Source organism: Gordonia sp. N1V (genome assembly GCF_029269935.1).
GTDB lineage: Bacteria > Actinomycetota > Actinomycetes > Mycobacteriales > Mycobacteriaceae > Gordonia > Gordonia polyisoprenivorans.
This window is the reverse complement of the sequence record NZ_JARJDD010000005.1, coordinates 1-15,263: the sequence shown is the minus strand read 5'-3', so window position 1 is coordinate 15,263 and position 15,263 is coordinate 1. Positions and strand designations below refer to the sequence as shown.

Here is a 15,263-nt window from a genome sequence, read left to right as displayed (position 1 = left end):
GACCCGCTCACCGGGCGTCCGCGCCGGGTTCGGTTCCGGCCCCGTCCGGCCCGTCGGAATCGGCGGCTGCCGCGGCCATCGGGATCAGTTCACGCGCGCCGGGTGACGCCGCGATCGACCACATGCGCTGACCGACGGTGATGACCGAGCCGACCGCGAGCAACCACATCGCAACATGGATGGCCCACCACAGACCCAGTCCGGTCAATCCGGCCCCGACGAGCACGATGATGAGCCGGTCGGGTCGCTCGATGAGACCGCCGTCGCCGTCGAGGCCGGCAGCTTCGGCGCGGGCCTTCGCATACGAGATGACCTGAGAGGTCACCAAACAGATCAGGGTGGCGACGAAGAGCAGCTGGTGCGGGTGGGTCCAGGCACACCACCAGGCCAGTCCGGCGAAGATCGCGCCGTCGGCGATCCGGTCGCAGGTCGCGTCGAGCACCGACCCGAAACGGGTGCCACCACCGCGGGCTCGCGCCATCGCACCGTCGAGCATGTCGAACATCACGAACAGCCAGATGACCATCGTGCCCCAGAACAACTGCCCCATCGGGAACAGCGTCAGCGCCGCGGCCACCGAGGCCACGGTGCCGATGAGCGTCATCATGTCGGGGGTGAGTCCGGTGCGCAGCAACGCCCGCCCGATGGGCAGCGTCACCTTCGACACCGACGCGCGGCCCCGGATGCTCAGCACCGATGCGCTCCTTCTCCCCGATCGAGATTCACCGCTCGCCCCGCCCCTCACCGAGCCCTTGACCTGCACCGAACCGTTCCCACGCCTCCGCGAGGAGGTGACGGGTATCGCGCAGCAATTGCGGCATGACCTTCGCGCCGCCGACCACCGTGATGAAGTTCGCATCCCCCACCCAGCGCGGAACGATGTGCTGGTGCAGGTGTTCGGCCAACGATCCCCCCGCGGCGTAACCGAGGTTCAAACCGACGTTGAACGCGTTGGGGTTCGAGACCGACTTGATGGTGCGGATCATCCGCTGGGTGAAGGCCATCAGCTCGGCCGACTCCCCCGGCGTCAACGCCTCCAGGTCGGCGACCTGCCGATACGGCACGACCATCGTGTGCCCGGGGTTGTACGGGTACAGGTTGAGCACCGCGTAGACGTGCTCACCGCGCGCGACGATCAACCCGTCCTCGTCGGTCATCGTCGGGATGTCGAGGAACGGATGCCCGGTGGACTTGGTCGCCGGCGGGTCGGCGGTGATGTAGGTCATCCGATGCGGACTCCACAACCGCTGCAACCGATCCGGATCGCCGGTGCCGCAGTCCCGGATCTGCTCGTCGGTGCTCTGCTCGTTGGCGCTCGGCTGGTCGGCTCCGCGGTCCTCAGCCATCGTGGTCCCCACCCGCCCCGGCGGCGATGAGCTCACTGGTCGGCGAATCGTTGCGACGGGCGCCGATCCACTCGGCGATCGTCTCGACCGCCTGCGCCGTGGGCACGCCGTTGACCTGGGTTCCGTCGCGGAAGCGGAAACTCACCGCGCCTGCGGCGACATCGCGTTCGCCCGCGAGCAGCATGAACGGCACCTTTCCGGTGGTGTGGGTGCGGATCTTCTTCTGCATGCGGTCGTCAGAATAGTCGACCTCCGCGCGGATTCCGCGTTTCTTGAGGTCGTCGACGACGCCTTGCAGATGATCGGCGAAGGTGTCGGCGACCGGGATGCCGACCACCTGTACCGGCGACAACCACGCCGGGAACGCGCCCGCATAGTGCTCGGTGAGTACGCCGAAGAATCGTTCGATCGAGCCGAACAACGCACGGTGGATCATCACCGGACGCTTCTTGGTGCCGTCCGGCGCGGTGTACTCGAGCTCGAAAAGCTCCGGCTCGAAGAAGTCGAGCTGCAGGGTCGACATCTGCCAGGTGCGGCCGAGTGCATCCTTGGCCTGCACCGAGATCTTCGGGCCATAAAAAGCCGCTCCGCCCGGATCCGGCACCAAGTCGAGTCCCGACGCCTCGCCGACCTCGCGCAGGGTCTCGGTTGCCTGTGCCCACAGCTCATCCGAACCGACGAACTTCTTGGGGTCCTTGGTCGACAACTCGAGATAGAAGTCGTCGAGGCCGTAGTCGGTGAGCAACTGCAGGACGAACTCCAGGGTGGTGGTCAGCTCTTCGACCACTTGCTCTTGCGTGCAATAGATGTGTGCATCGTCCTGGGTGAAGCCACGAGCACGCGTGAGCCCGTGAATCACGCCCGATTTCTCGTACCGATAGACCGAACCGAACTCGAAGAGCCGCAACGGAAGTTCCCGATAGGAGCGACCCCGGGACCGGAAGATCAAGTTGTGCATCGGGCAGTTCATCGGCTTGACGTAATAGTCCTGCCCCGGCTTTCGGACAGTACCGTCCTCGTTGTACTCGGCATCGAGGTGCATAGGCGGGAACATGCCGTCGGCGTACCAATCGAGGTGCTTGGAAACCTCGAATAGGTGCCCCTTGGTCAGGTGTGGCGTATTGACGAACTCGTACCCCGCCGCCACGTGACGGGCCCGGGAGAGGTCCTCCATCTCCTTGCGGATGATCCCACCCTTGGGGTGGAAGACCGGGAGGCCGGAACCGAGCTCATCGGGGAAGCTGAACAGGTCCAGTTCGGCGCCGAGCTTGCGGTGATCGCGTTTCTCGGCCTCGGCGAGCATCTTCAGGTACGCGTCCTGCGCCTCTGCAGACTCCCAGGCGGTCCCGTAGATGCGCTGCAGGTCGGCGTTGTCCTGATCGCCGCGCCAGTAGGCCGCCGAGCTGCGGGTGAGCTTGAACGCCGCGATGTACTTGGTGGTCGGCACGTGCGGACCACGGCACAAATCGCACCAGATGCGTTCTCCGGTTCGGGGATTGAGGTTGTCGTAGGCGGTGAGTTCGGCGCCGCCGACCTCCATCACCTCACTGTCGGCGGCCGCGCCCTTGTCGTCGATGAGTTCGAGCTTGAACGGCTCGTTCGCCAGTTCCATCCGGGCCTCGTCCTTGGAGGCGTAGACCCGACGCGAAAACCGTTGGCCCGACTTGATGATCTGCTTCATCTTCTTCTCGAGGGCGGTGAGATCCTCGGGGGTGAACGGCTCGGCGACGTCGAAGTCGTAGTAGAAGCCGTCCTTGATGGGCGGACCGATGCCGAGTTTGGCGTCGGGGAACAGTTCCTGCACGGCCTGCGCGAGGACGTGGGCGGTCGAATGCCGGATCACGCTGCGACCGGCTTCGGTGTCGGCGGCGACGGGCTCGACGTCGGTGTCGAGTTCCGGGGTCCACGACAGATCGCGCAGGTCGCCGGCCGCGTCGCGGACGACGACGATCGCCTGCGGCCCCTTGTTGGGCAGATCGTGCTCACGCAGCGCGGTGCCCGCGGTGGTCCCAGCAGGCACACGGATCGTGGCTGGGTAACTCACCTTGAGATCGTCGGGCACGGCGAACGCTCCTCACACATGTGGCGGCACCGGTCGCCGGTGCCGCCGAATTATCGATTTCGTGGTCGATCGTATCCGCGCCGGGTACGCGGGCGTGCCGGAGGATGGGCCGCGGGTCACAGGATCGGGCTCTGGGCCCAGTCGGCGTGGACGTCGAACCATCCCGCGACCGTTCCGAACACGCCCAGCACCCACAGTGAGGCCAGCACCACCACACACGTGGCCAGCCCGAACATCCCCTGCACCGACCAGTGCCGGCGCTTCATCCACTCCAGCCAGGCGTCGTAGCGGCCGCGGGCGAAGCGCAGCAACCGATGCGCCCACTCGAACTCCGACGCGAGGATGCCTAGACCGAGGAAGACGATGAGCCAACCGGGCCCGGGGTACGGGATGGCGACGATTCCGCCGGCGAGAACGACCGCGCCGACCACGCCGACGCCGATCCGGTAGGTCAGATTCAGTCGGGGGTCGCGCCGGACGATGTAGCGGCGTTGCCGTCCCCAGATGCGAAGTCGTTCCCACGCCCGCACTGTCGGCTCCCGTCCTGCTCTGGTCGATCCCGATTGTCGGTTCGATCCGTGTGATCGCCGGAGTCGTCGTCGTCCGGCGTGCCGCCAGGGTACCGATCGATGTCGAGTTCGTCGGATACCGGGCGTCGGGAGAGGCCCACGACAAGCGTCACCGCAATGGTGACGAGCAGCACCGCGACGTAGGCACCCGAATAGAAGACGACGGCCGCACCGTCGTACCAATGCACGTTCGGCCAGCGCGGCATCATGAACACGCCGATTGCGATGGCGTGATCGGAACTCTGGTAGCGCCCGCTGGTCCACCAGTTGTACGACCAGGCGAACGTGGCGAGAACCAACGCGACCGGCAGGACCCACCACCACAGGCGCCGGCGGTCGGCGAGAGTGCCTCGGTAGGCCACGTCGATCGCGACGATCAGCAACGGCACGAACCACACCCAGTGGTGGCCCCACGAGAACGGCGATGCCGCCGCCGCGGTCATGCCGGTGATGGTCACCGACAACAACCGCCAGCCCCGGCGATAGGCGAGGACCGCTGCGCACAGGCCCGCCACCACGACCACCGCGGCGACCGGCACCCACATCCACGTGGGTGCCTCGAACACGGTCCCGCCGTCGGCATACGGGTGACGGAAGGAGGTCGCACCGAAATAGGCGAGCAACTGCGAGAGGAAGCCGTTGATCGACTGGTTGGCCGGTGAATCGACGCGACCCACCCGGTCGGCCGCCCCGAGGTAGGTGGTCCAGTAGTCGCGGGAGTCGCCCGGAATGACGACGAAGGCAACCGCGACGGTCACCGCGAAGCCCACGACCACCCCGATCGCGGCGCGCCAGCGACGCAGAGCGAGCAGATAGAGAACGAAGAACCCAGGGGTGAGCTTGATCCCCGCGGCGATGCCGACCCAGAACCCCCGGACGCGAGAGTTCGGGCGGTTCAGGTCACAGAAGACGAGGTCGGCGAGGATCAGGAACATCAGGAACACGTTGATCTGGCCTAGCCAGATCGTCGTGCGGACCGGTTCGAGCGCGGTGACGGCGATGGCCAGCAGCACCGACAACGTCCACAGTCGTGCGTCGGCACGGTAGCCCAGACTGCGGAACCCGAGGAGCACGGTGATCACCAGCACGACGCCGATTGCCGCCCACCACAACAGTTTTGCGGTGGCGAATCCGACCAGGGACAGCGGCGCGAAGAGCACCGCGGCGAACGGCGGATAGGTGAAGTCCAGATCGGCGATCAGCGAGTGATGGTAGAGCGGCGCCGCGGTGACGACGGTGTGGCCGCCGGCGCGATAGACCCGCAGGTCCACTCCGTTGTGCAACAAGCCGTAGAACGGGTTGTGCATCGGGATGACGGTGATCTGCCAGACGAACACCGCGATGGCCGCAATCGCGGCAAGACCGACCAGTCCCCACCCGACGGAGCGGGGTTGCCGCCCGACGAGGGTCGCGCTGCTCGGCATGGCTAACACCGTACGACGATCCTGGGCCGATCAGAGGACTGCGGGCCCCGGACACGCCGACGACGTGAGCGGGTTACGTGGTCAGTCGAAGCGGCGGATCTCGCCGCCGGCGGCGTACGGGGACCATCCGGGATCGCCCGAGGTGGCGAACCGTACCCACGTGGCGTGCATGTCGTCGGCGATCCGCTGGTCGGGTTCGGGGCCCACGAGCGCGTGCGCCTCGTCGAGGTGATCGAAGACGAATGGGATCTCGACCGCATGCCCGGCGCGGATGTCCCCCTGCGGGCTCTCGTATCCGAACTCGTAGAGATGGGTGGAGGCCCGCTCTCCCTGAGCACTACCGCGCACCTCGGCGATCGTGGTGGTCGGGCCGGAGAACGCGGCGCGGCTCAGGGCCTCGCTCAGCGCGTCACCGGGGCTGACGCCCGCGTCGAGGCGGTTCCGCAGGAACTCGGCACCACCGTCGGTCGAGCCGAGCATCGCCGCCGCCCCCTCCTCCGTGACCGCCGACGCCCCACCGGTGGCCACCATGAAGAACCGGAACTCGTCGGCGTTCCAGCCGGCGAGTAACGGCACCGAGGCGCCCGCACCGGCCGCGATGGCGTCGACCGGCCGCGCGGTGAGCACGTCGCCGTCGATCACCGGGAACTGCGACATGATGCCGAGGCCGACCTTCACGATCGACTCACCCCATACCTGCGGATCGGGGGCCAACATGAGTTCGAGTGCGACCTGGGTCTGCGCTTTCAGCAGTTCGTCGCCGGAGACCTGACCGAGCGCGTCGGCGGTGGCGTCCACGCGCAGCAGCGCCGCGAGCCGGTCGGTGACCTTGCGCGCATCGGCGGGGTCGGCGGCCGCATTGCCGTTGCCGCTCTCCATGATCGCCCGTCCGAACAGTCCGTCCACCCGTGGCGAGGACAGCAGCGAGGCGACGCTCATGGCGCCGGCGGACTCGCCGAAGACGGTGATGTTGTCGGGGTCGCCGCCGAATGCGGAGATGTTCTCCCGCACCCACCGCAGCGCGGCGATCTGATCGAGCAGCCCGCGGTTCTCCGGAGCGCCGGCGACCGAAGCGAATCCCGGTGTGCCGAGCCGGTAATTGACGCCGACGCAGACGACGCCATCGCGGGCGAAGGTGTCCCCGGCGTACATCGTGATCCGGTTGGAACCGCGGGTGAAAGCACCCCCATGAATCCACACCATCACCGGCAGCCCGGCCCCGCCCGGGTCCGGAGTCCAGACGTTGAGGTTCAGGTAGTCGTCGCCGTCGACGATGACGTTGTCGAGGAGCGCGGCGATCGGTGCGGGGTACGGCGCCTGCGGTGCGGTCGGGCCGTAGGCGGTGGCGTCCCGAACGCCGTCCCACGACGGTGCAGGCTTGGGTGCGGCAAACGCATCGGGCCCGACCGGCGGTGCGGCGTAAGGGATTCCGAGGAATGCGGAGATCCCATCGGTGGTGCTGCCGGAGACTGCGCCGCCGGCGATCGAGACGACGGGGGCGTGAACATCAGCGCGGGTCATACCCGCCGACGCTACGCCCATGTCCGGGGTCGGCTCGGCAGAACCGCATTCGCGATACCGATGCGCTGGTGAGTGCCCGGACGCGGCACTACTCTCCAGCAATGGACATCGAGAGGGTCTTCTCCGGAGTCGCGGTCACCCTCGAGGTGATCGGCGCGGTGGCGATGATCGCCGGGTTCGTGGTGGCGGTGGTGCTCAGCGTCCGATCGTTGCGTCGCGACGAGGGTGGTGCGACCGCATTCGCCACCCTGCGCAATACCCTCGGTTCGGCGATCCTGCTCGGCCTCGAGATCCTCGTGGCCGCCGATCTGATTCGCACCATCACGTCCAAGCCGTCGATCACCGACGCCCTGATCCTCGGCATCGTGGTGCTTATCCGGACGATCCTGTCGATGTCGATCCAGATCGAGATCGAGGGCGTGTTGCCTTGGCGGCGTGCGCTTCTCACCAGTGGTGGCCAGTTGATGGGACATGCCGTCGCCGCGGATGTGCGCGCATCACGGGCGCATGCGGCGCGGGCGGATGAACCGGGGCCGTGACGAGGTGCGGCGCGGTCTCGGGTCGGTGATCGTGCACCGGGCAACGGGCGCCATGGCGACAGGCGTGCGACGCTGAGTCGGTGACGACATCGGGTGACGACGCAATGCAGCACTCCCACGGGGTCCGCAGGGGCACCGTTCACGGGCTCGACGCCCACCTCATCGAGACGCCGCACGCGCAGGCGGCGATCTCGGTGTTCGGCGGGCAGGTCGTGTCGTTCCGGCCTTTCGGGTCGGCTCACGACGCGGTGTGGGTGTCCCCGGTGTTGGCCGATCTGCCGACGCCCATCCGCGGCGGAATCCCGGTCTGCTGGCCCTATTTCGCTCGCGAGGGCCAGACCGGCGACGTTCCCTCGCACGGTTACGCGCGCACCGCCCGGTGGGCGATCACCGGAGCGGTGGTCACCGAGACCGGCGAAGTCGAGATCTCGTTGGCACCAGAGGGACTCGACCAGCTCGAGTTGCGCCTGTCGATGACCGTGCAGGTCGGCGCTACGTTGGAGCAGGGTATCCACACCCACAACCCGGGCACAGCGCCTGCGCGGCTCACCGAAGCTCTGCACAACTACTTTCGCGTCTCCGATGTCGCTGATGTCCGCGTCGAGGGGTTGGCCGGGCTGACCTATGCCGACAAGTTCGACGGCGGCGCGATCCATCCGCAGCACGGCGAATGGACGTTGCCGAGTTCCCCTGCGCGCAGCGACCGCCTGTACCCGGGGGCGGGCGGCACCTACCGGATCGTCGACCCCGGCTTCGGTCGGGTCATCGAGATCCGTGGACGCCAGGCGCGCACGGCCGTCGTCTGGAATCCCGGCGCCGACGTTGCCGCGGGCATGGCCGACGTCGGTCCGCACTGGCGCGAGTTCGTGTGTGTCGAGACGGCCAATGCCGGCCCCGACGTCGTCGAGGTTCCCGCCGGGGCCACCCACTCCATGTGGCAGACCATCTCCGTCACGCCCGTCTCATAACTCTGGGTATCGAATCTCGTAAGTCTCATAATCCACCGATGCGCCTCACGCTGGGCCGTGTCCGTAAAACACTGTCTTCGAAGACCGATCCGGCGTAGAACCTGCTGACGCCTCTGCGGTCTCATATCTCACTGCGTGTCTCGTCTCGGTAACTCGTCTTTTGAGATAGCCTCGTCGGCATGCCCACCACCGATCCGGGAGCGCAACCCGGGATGCTCCTCGGTTACGCGCGGGAAAGTTCGGATTCCCCTGCACTCGATGAGCAGATCGATCTGCTCATCGACAACGGTGTCGACCCGGAGCGCGTGTACTCCGATCACTCGCGCCACGACTCCCCCACCGCACACCGCCCGGGGCTCGACGCGCTGCTCGGCTACGCCCGCTCCGGTGACACCGTCGTGGTCGTCGGGATGGATCGGCTCGGACGCAGCACACCTGAGTTGCTGTCGACCGTGCGCACCCTCGACGACCGCAGCATCGGTGTCCGCTCGATTCGCGAGCGATTGCGTACCGACGACGACGTCGGAGCGACACTCGTCGGCGTCCTCGCCTCACTGGCGGTGGTGAACGACGAGGCCGCCCGAACACGCCAACGAACCCAACCCAGGCCGACCCGACACAGCGGCAGCTCCCCGCTCGGACGCCCCCGTGTGCTGACCGACGAACAGGTCGAACTCGCACAACGCATGCGGGACAACGGGGATCCCGTTCCGACCATTGCCACGACCCTCGGGGTCAGCCGCGCCACCCTGTACCGAACTCTCGCCGAGAAGAGGACCACTCGATGACCACCAGCAACTCCCGCGTACTCGCCTTCCCGACCGCCATTCCGCCGGAATCGGCGATCAGCGACCCCACCCTCGACGAGGCGGAATTCCAGCGCGGGTACGACGAGGCATCGGACTACCTCGCGACCTTGCCGCGTGCCTGGGCGGTCAACCACGCGACGGCGGCGTTGGCCGCCGGCGAGATCCCCCAGATCACGCAAAGTTACGAACGTGGTTATCGCGCAGCGCTATACGGTTACAGTCGGCATCCGCGGCGCTGAGATCGCCGCGGCCTCATCGCATCGACGCGGCGGCGGCGGGTTCCGAGCTCGTCGTGGTTCGGCCCATCAGATCTTGCCATGGGAATTTATCGGGGATCAGTCGATGACGTCGACGTTTCCGACGATCCCGCGGAGTGAACGACGAACAATGTTGCTTCCGAACAGCATTGAGGGCTTGCCACCAGACGTTGTCACCAGACGTTGTCACCAAGGGACAGCGTCGCCGTGGCGGTCGAGGTAGCGGAGGCCGGGTATACCCCTTTGTGCCTCGACGGTGTCGATCAGCGGTGGGATGGCCTCGGACACTTCGAGCGCAGCCTTCGGCCCACCAAGATCGGTTCTGACCCAACCCGGCGCCATCAGGAGCAGCGCTCTCCTCTCGTCGGCGTGGCGAGCGGCATGGCTTCGCATCATCTGATTCAGCGCCGACTTTGTTGCGCGGTACACCTCGAACCCTCCCGACGTGTTGTTGGTGACGCTGCCCTGCCCGGAGGACATGACTGCGATGGTCCCTGTCGGATGTACCAGGTGCTGTAGACGTTCCACGGTGCGCATGACGCTCAGAACGTTCGTCTGCATCATCCGCCCGAAGTCCTTGTCGGCGATATCGGCCGCGATCTCGTTCATCGGCGCAAGCGAGATGCCTGCGACGACGAAGAGCAGGTCGAAGACTCGCCCAGCCAGGCGCTCGGCGAGCGCGGCGAGCTGTGTCGGGTCGTCGATATCGACGTGTTCGATCTCCACCTGTCCATCGGAGCGGCGGGCGAAGTCGTGCAGAAGCGTCGGCGCTGCGCCTCGCGCAGTACCCATGACGTGCGCGCCACGGGTCGTGTACTCCTCCACGATCGCTTCGCCGAGTCCGCGAGAGGCACCTATCACCAGCACCGACTCATGGGTAAGTGCCCCCGTTGTCATTTGCTCATCCATGTCTGCCTCCTCAGTCGAGCATTTGGCTCATCACCTGTTGAGTCAACAGTACACCTCACTCATCGCTTGTAGAGTGAATCCATGGGTGAACCGAAAACCCGAGCCGAGCGTCGAGCCGTGACGGCATCGAAGATCCTGCGGGCGGCTCAGCAAGAATTCGGCGACCACGGGGTCGACGGCACAACCATTCGTGGCATCGCCCGGCGGGCGGGTGTCGATCCATCCCTCGTTCTTCAGCACTACGGATCGAAAAAGGCGCTGTTCGCGCTCGCTGTCGAGCCGGTCGACGAACTCGATGACACGGAGGTTGCGCTTCATATCAGCGTTGTCCTCGAAAGACGGATGCGCGATCTCGCGCCTGCGACCCGCGCGCTAATGCGATCAATGCTCACCTCCCCTGAGGCCACCGGTGTGATGCGCGACTACCTCCAGGAGCGCGCCGACGTCCTTGCCGCGACTTCCTCGGCGGATGACGCCGATCTCCGCGCTGCCCTGGTCGTCGCCAGCATTCTCGGCATCACCATCGCTCGGCACTTCCTCGACTTGCCCGCTCTCAATACGACCGACGGCACACTCGCGGCCGATCACCTTGCACATCTGCTCGACCCGTCTCGGCCATCGTGACGAGCACCCCTGAATCGAGCACTACTGAACTACGTGCAGCTCGAATCGAATCTCGGCCTCAGCGGCCGTGGAACCCTCACACGCGGCTGCGAAGCAAGGCAGCGATCATGGGCTGTGCCGCGGTGACCGCAACATCGAGATTCCCCACTGATGCGCGGGGACCGGTGTGCTCTTCAGCAGCGGCAAAGGTTCCGGGTCGGCCGAGAGCATCACAAGCGCGGGCATCACGAGCGGGGGCCGCGGCGATCCTCCCGCTCCGTGAGACGCAACCACCTCCTGCAACCTCCGTATGCCCGATCAGGGTCTGCGTGCCAGCGTTCGCGACCGCCACGACGCGGACGCGGACTTCGGGATCGAGAACGTGAAGTCATACGGCGTGAGTTCCTGTCGCGTCCAGCGATCGACGTTGGTCCGAGCGCAGGGGCCCAAGCCCCACCATGCGCTCAGCGACCCGCCCCGCGGTCGGCCGGCAATCGGGGCAGGCGCGACCCGAGAGGCTTGCCAGCGATCGGGTCGCCGCCCATGCCGAACCGAAGTTGCAGCGCAACCTCAGAGACCTGATCACCCTCCACGATCTGCCCGCCTCCTGAGCCCGGCGACGCCGCCGGCGAGCCGACGTCGGGCGGTGTGCCCTCAGCGTTGTCGTGCCTCGTCACGTCGTAGTACCTCGTCAACGGAGTGAGAGCGACCTGTCGCCGTCCGCCACAGCGACCGTGCGCAGCAGGTACTTGTCGCTGTCACCGGCACTGATCATCCGCATCGAGATCGTCACACGTAGGCATCACACAGCGCCCCCGTCGTGACGACCCGTGGGCGAGGGTCGTGACCGTTCGCTGATCTATTCACGCGCCCAAGTGATCTCATCAATGCTCGCGCGCTCCCGACTGGTCCCCGGTGCCGACAATTCTCCGGCGGCGTGCGCGGCAAGGCCGAAGGCGGTCATGGAGGTGACCTCGAAGTGAGGCTGAACCTCGAACTCGGCCGCGATCGCGTCCCGGTCGAACGCACGGAACTGATGCGCGTCCAACCCGACCGAAAGACCCTGGATGATCATGTGCGCCACCGCCTGCCCCAGGTCATATCGGGAGAACTCCGAGTACTCCCAGTCGGTCGTTCCCTCGACGTATACCTGCGCCAGGTTCACTACCAACAGTGAGGCATCGGGCACCCACGCCGTCGAACTACGCGCTAGATGCGGAACGATCCGACGATGCACACCGTCGCCCCGGTGCGCGACGATGAACATCCACGGTTGCGAATTCCCCGCCGATGGCGCCCGGCGGGCGGCATCGAGCAGAGTGTCGACCTGACCGGTGCTCACGGTCGTGTCTGGATCGAACGCGACCGGACTGAATCTCGTGGCCAACGCCGGATGAACCTCCGGACGGGCAGGAACCTTGCACATAGCCATACCCACAGTCTGAGGCACCCACGACGCCACGGGCCCAAGAACCCCGGAGACGTGTACTTGCGGCGTAGCCCCTGACCCACGGCATTCGACCCCGATCCACCCTGTGCACAACCGAATAGCGCAACGCATGACGAGCACCGCCCAGACGATCGACCCGGGTCGAGTTCGTGGGTGGAGAAGGGCCGGGACCGTCGTTCCGTCTGAACAGTCGTGGGCGAGCATGCAAAGGAAGCGAGCGTGGATCGGCCGTCGTCGCCGCAGAGTCAGCCACCGGACGCCAGTCGGCGTTTCCCGCTACGGCATTCGGCCGCCACCGGCGTGGGACGCACCCTCCCTGAGGGTGCGTAGACGCTGAGTATCTCTGCATCCGCTTCGGCGTCGCTGCCGAAAGGAAATTCGAGACAGCGGTGATCGATGAAGCACGCGCGGTCCAGGCGCTCAAGCTCAAAGTAGTTCCAGCTGGCCGCGAACCTCGTGCGCGGCGTCAGCGGAACGTGTCAGGGAAGATCGACCGAGATCATTAACGACGACTCCCCCGAACTGGACGGACTAGGGACGACAGGGTACGGCTCACTTGCGCGAGGGGCCGCTCGGGCATACGTGGGTCATCGGCGGCGGCTACGTCGATGGCCTCGGCAAGGCGCTCATCGCCACCAGCCCGACCTACGGGTGGCGCGACGAGGTCGCGGTCCGCGAGACCATCAGCGCCGAGAACAACGAGTTCATCGCGATCGCCGAGCGATCTGTCGTCGTCGGCTGGGAAACGGCCGTCGCGACCGCCTGGCTCACCTAGACCACCCGGCGAGTCACTGATGGGGCGGTGCCCTTTCCTCCTTTCACCACCGCCCCAACCCACCCCGGGGCGGTGCTGGTTACGGACCGGCCGCCCCGGGTGTCGGGATCGCCACCTCTCCTCGAACAGATAGGACAACCTGATGGGCAAGCTCCGGCTCCGCGACATCACCCCAGAAGAGAAGCAGCGCTTCGCGATCTGCGCACACGAGGCAGGTCACGCCATCACAGCGACGGTGCTCGGCGACACCGTTGGCACGGTGGCCCTCACGCCCGACCACCCCAGGAACCTCGGGCAATGCACCCTCGCCGCCGAGCAGTTCCCCGGCGTCAACGCGGCAAGAATCGCGTTCACCGGCCCGTACGCCGAGGCGTACTGGCGACATGGCGGGCCGCCGACGTCGGGCACGCTGCGCCGGGTACTCACCGCATCCGGCCGGGAAGATGAGCGAGTCGTCCGCGCCAGCGGTGACCCGCGACCCGAAGACGTCCCGCGTCTCATCGCGAACTGCTGGGGCTCGATCTCGGGCCTTGCTCGGCACCTGTTCATCAACGGCACCGCGACTCAGGCCGACGTTGACCGGGCGTTGTGGCTCCAGGAAGACGAGCCCGAGGCACGCGCATTCGCGCTTGCGTCGATCCGCTCGGGCCGCACGCCGGGCAGCTTCAAGGTGATACCCGCGCTGCTCTAGCGCCGACCGTAGACAGCACGACGCCCCGACTGTGAGGATCAGCCGGGGCGTCGTCGTGTGGCCTCACTAAGCCGCACACCTCGACGGTATCGAGGGGCGGTGCAGTGCTGTCCCGAAGTTCCCATGCCCGGCACGCACACGCCTCCCGACGGCTAACGTCCGATCTATGGAGCAGCCGAAGAATCCCTTCGCAAATATGACGACCGAAGAGCGAAAGCGAACTCAAGAACGCATACTGCTTGAGTTCGCGTATCGAGTCGGCGAGTTCGACGGAATCACCGACCGTGAACGACCAGACTTCGCTCTGCATTGGGCGGCTGACTCGATACCCATCGGTGTCGAAATCACCCAGCTCTTCCCCGACGAGTCTCACGCCCGCCTGCACATGTTGCCGGGCTACATGGAATCACTCTGGGAAGGCGGCAGGCACCGCCATAAGGACGACGTCGAGACTCTCTCGGTCGCGACCGGCATCGTCGTCACCGACCCAGATGGAAAGGTCAAGACTAGGAACCTCACCGGTATTGTCACCAAGCCTCACCATTGGTCTGATTTCCGCGCTGGCTTAACCGAGCTGATCAACCATAAATCTGGACTTGCGTACGACCTCGACGGCTTTTCTCACGTCAATCTCGTTATCCTCGACTGGTACCACCTGCACTTCGATGCCTCGAAGTACTCGACTTCCTTGTTGGTAGATGATTCCGTGCGCCAGGCCTTGGTCTCGACGCCTTTCCGCGAGGTCGATCTCCTCATCTACTCCAGTGCGTCCGGAAATGACGATTCGGGCACCGAGGCTGCCCCCGACATGCGCACGCCCACACAGGACCTCAAGCGGATCAGGCTCAAGCAACTTACGCTGTTCGATCGTTTCTACTGCGCGTGCCGCGCGATCAACGACCATCTGGAGGCCACCGGACTCGGCGAGACTGCGACACCTGGCTACATCAACGAGGTCGCCTGCGGCATAGTTGCGAGACTGCTGGCCTGCCCTGTCGTCACCCACGCGGGCGTTCCTTACGTGCGCTTCGGTGCAAGCGCCGTAGCGCTGACCGAGGAGAGGTTCAGCATTCTCGACTACGAAGAACACCCAATCAAGAACGAACTCACGGTCGACGTCGCCAATCCGCTATCAACTGATGACGAGAGCCAGATCCTCCAAGTGCTCTCGCAGCACTCGATGGAGACCGGAGGGTTCGCTGAGGACGCCTACGACTCACCGACAATAGAGCAACTGATATTGGGCTAACTGGGACTAGCGGCAATACCGTTCAGTTAATCGGGTCGGTTGTGTAGATCGGTGACTGTGTCGGTTGCGGCCAGGAGGCGTGGTGAGCGCG

At 66.0% G+C, this 15,263-nt stretch carries 16 protein-coding genes and 1 pseudogene; 8 read left to right on the top strand and 9 right to left on the bottom strand.

Translation table 11 applies throughout. The annotated features are described in order from the left end of the window. Positions 1-7 precede the first annotated feature (7 nt). The 6 genes from pgsA to P3L18_RS08315 all read right to left on the bottom strand — a co-directional run bounded on the left by pgsA (position 8) and on the right by P3L18_RS08315 (position 6,922). Positions 8-694 (bottom strand): phosphatidylinositol phosphate synthase, encoded by a 687-nt coding sequence (gene pgsA / locus P3L18_RS08340; protein ID WP_208791059.1) that lies wholly within the window; start codon positions 692-694, stop codon positions 8-10. Positions 695-722: 28 nt separating this feature from the next. Further along, positions 723-1,346 carry an HIT domain-containing protein gene (locus P3L18_RS08335; protein ID WP_079929581.1) on the bottom strand — a complete coding sequence of 208 codons (624 nt, stop codon included), beginning with the start codon at positions 1,344-1,346 and terminating at the stop codon, positions 723-725. Next, the gene (gene thrS, locus P3L18_RS08330) at positions 1,339-3,408 is read right to left on the bottom strand and encodes a threonine--tRNA ligase (protein WP_079929579.1); all 2,070 of its coding nucleotides are present in this window, start codon (positions 3,406-3,408) and stop codon (positions 1,339-1,341) included. The genes P3L18_RS08335 and thrS overlap by 8 nt, the downstream gene beginning before the upstream one ends. A gap of 116 nt (positions 3,409-3,524) precedes the next feature. After that, positions 3,525-3,938, bottom strand: a complete 414-nt coding sequence (locus P3L18_RS08325) for a TIGR02611 family protein (protein WP_079929578.1) — start codon at positions 3,936-3,938, stop codon at positions 3,525-3,527. Beyond that, a complete protein-coding gene (locus P3L18_RS08320) occupies positions 3,866-5,401 on the bottom strand; it encodes a glycosyltransferase 87 family protein (RefSeq protein ID WP_276113858.1) in 1,536 nt (511 codons plus the stop codon). The genes P3L18_RS08325 and P3L18_RS08320 overlap by 73 nt, the downstream gene beginning before the upstream one ends. 81 nt (positions 5,402-5,482) lie before the next feature. Then, entirely contained in the window at positions 5,483-6,922 is a 1,440-nt protein-coding gene (locus P3L18_RS08315) for a carboxylesterase family protein (protein WP_276113856.1), read from the bottom strand. A gap of 101 nt (positions 6,923-7,023) precedes the next feature. On the opposite strand from P3L18_RS08315, the gene P3L18_RS08310 reads away from it, so the two are divergent. The 4 genes from P3L18_RS08310 to P3L18_RS08295 all read left to right on the top strand — a co-directional run bounded on the left by P3L18_RS08310 (position 7,024) and on the right by P3L18_RS08295 (position 9,477). Beyond that, positions 7,024-7,461: a DUF1622 domain-containing protein gene (locus P3L18_RS08310; RefSeq protein WP_271355633.1), complete on the top strand. Its 438-nt coding sequence runs from the start codon at positions 7,024-7,026 to the stop codon at positions 7,459-7,461. Between the two features lie 80 nt (positions 7,462-7,541). Beyond that, positions 7,542-8,429 carry a D-hexose-6-phosphate mutarotase gene (locus P3L18_RS08305; RefSeq protein ID WP_276113855.1) on the top strand — a complete coding sequence of 296 codons (888 nt, stop codon included), beginning with the start codon at positions 7,542-7,544 and terminating at the stop codon, positions 8,427-8,429. 179 nt (positions 8,430-8,608) lie between these two features. After that, entirely contained in the window at positions 8,609-9,217 is a 609-nt protein-coding gene (locus tag P3L18_RS08300; protein WP_079929574.1) for a recombinase family protein, read from the top strand. Further along, a complete protein-coding gene (locus tag P3L18_RS08295; RefSeq protein ID WP_276113854.1) occupies positions 9,214-9,477 on the top strand; it encodes a hypothetical protein in 264 nt (87 codons plus the stop codon). Before P3L18_RS08300 ends, P3L18_RS08295 begins: the two co-directional genes overlap by 4 nt. A gap of 204 nt (positions 9,478-9,681) precedes the next feature. On the opposite strand, the gene P3L18_RS08290 is transcribed toward P3L18_RS08295, so the two are convergent. Further along, positions 9,682-10,392 carry an SDR family NAD(P)-dependent oxidoreductase gene (locus P3L18_RS08290; RefSeq protein WP_276113963.1) on the bottom strand — a complete coding sequence of 237 codons (711 nt, stop codon included), beginning with the start codon at positions 10,390-10,392 and terminating at the stop codon, positions 9,682-9,684. A 129-nt stretch (positions 10,393-10,521) separates the two neighbouring features. On the opposite strand from P3L18_RS08290, the gene P3L18_RS08285 reads away from it, so the two are divergent. Next, positions 10,522-11,028, top strand: coding sequence for a TetR/AcrR family transcriptional regulator (locus P3L18_RS08285; RefSeq protein ID WP_276113853.1), 507 nt, complete (start codon positions 10,522-10,524; stop codon positions 11,026-11,028). Between the two features lie 443 nt (positions 11,029-11,471). Here the strand turns inward: P3L18_RS08285 and P3L18_RS08280 are convergent, their stop codons facing one another. Together P3L18_RS08280 and P3L18_RS08275 are read right to left on the bottom strand one after the other, a co-directional pair. Further along, positions 11,472-11,684, bottom strand: a complete 213-nt coding sequence (locus tag P3L18_RS08280; RefSeq protein WP_276113852.1) for a hypothetical protein — start codon at positions 11,682-11,684, stop codon at positions 11,472-11,474. A gap of 182 nt (positions 11,685-11,866) precedes the next feature. Continuing rightward, the gene (locus P3L18_RS08275; protein WP_276113962.1) at positions 11,867-12,433 is read right to left on the bottom strand and encodes a nitroreductase family protein; all 567 of its coding nucleotides are present in this window, start codon (positions 12,431-12,433) and stop codon (positions 11,867-11,869) included. Between the two features lie 592 nt (positions 12,434-13,025). On the opposite strand from P3L18_RS08275, the pseudogene P3L18_RS08270 reads away from it, so the two are divergent. The 3 genes and pseudogenes from P3L18_RS08270 to P3L18_RS08260 form a co-directional block, all read left to right on the top strand. Beyond that, positions 13,026-13,232, top strand: a pseudogene (locus P3L18_RS08270) (hypothetical protein); the annotation flags it as partial. A gap of 142 nt (positions 13,233-13,374) precedes the next feature. Beyond that, positions 13,375-13,923 (top strand): hypothetical protein, encoded by a 549-nt coding sequence (locus P3L18_RS08265; protein WP_276113850.1) that lies wholly within the window; start codon positions 13,375-13,377, stop codon positions 13,921-13,923. Positions 13,924-14,089: 166 nt separating this feature from the next. Then, positions 14,090-15,172, top strand: a complete 1,083-nt coding sequence (locus P3L18_RS08260) for a hypothetical protein (protein ID WP_276113849.1) — start codon at positions 14,090-14,092, stop codon at positions 15,170-15,172. Positions 15,173-15,263 lie beyond the last annotated feature (91 nt).

Excerpts from the sequence above, each read along its gene's own strand:
- P3L18_RS08290 (WP_276113963.1), bottom strand. The coding sequence starts at position 10,392 with ATGACAACGGGGGCACTTACCCATGAGTCGGTGCTGGTGATAGGTGCC.
- P3L18_RS08275 (WP_276113962.1), bottom strand. The coding sequence starts at position 12,433 with ATGTGCAAGGTTCCTGCCCGTCCGGAGGTTCATCCGGCGTTGGCCACG.
- P3L18_RS08315 (WP_276113856.1), bottom strand. The coding sequence starts at position 6,922 with ATGACCCGCGCTGATGTTCACGCCCCCGTCGTCTCGATCGCCGGCGGC.
- P3L18_RS08320 (WP_276113858.1), bottom strand. The coding sequence starts at position 5,401 with ATGCCGAGCAGCGCGACCCTCGTCGGGCGGCAACCCCGCTCCGTCGGG.
- P3L18_RS08295 (WP_276113854.1), top strand. The coding sequence starts at position 9,214 with ATGACCACCAGCAACTCCCGCGTACTCGCCTTCCCGACCGCCATTCCG.
- P3L18_RS08335 (WP_079929581.1), bottom strand. The coding sequence starts at position 1,346 with ATGGCTGAGGACCGCGGAGCCGACCAGCCGAGCGCCAACGAGCAGAGC.
- P3L18_RS08265 (WP_276113850.1), top strand. The coding sequence starts at position 13,375 with ATGGGCAAGCTCCGGCTCCGCGACATCACCCCAGAAGAGAAGCAGCGC.
- P3L18_RS08310 (WP_271355633.1), top strand. The coding sequence starts at position 7,024 with ATGGACATCGAGAGGGTCTTCTCCGGAGTCGCGGTCACCCTCGAGGTG.
- P3L18_RS08300 (WP_079929574.1), top strand. The coding sequence starts at position 8,609 with ATGCCCACCACCGATCCGGGAGCGCAACCCGGGATGCTCCTCGGTTAC.
- P3L18_RS08260 (WP_276113849.1), top strand. The coding sequence starts at position 14,090 with ATGGAGCAGCCGAAGAATCCCTTCGCAAATATGACGACCGAAGAGCGA.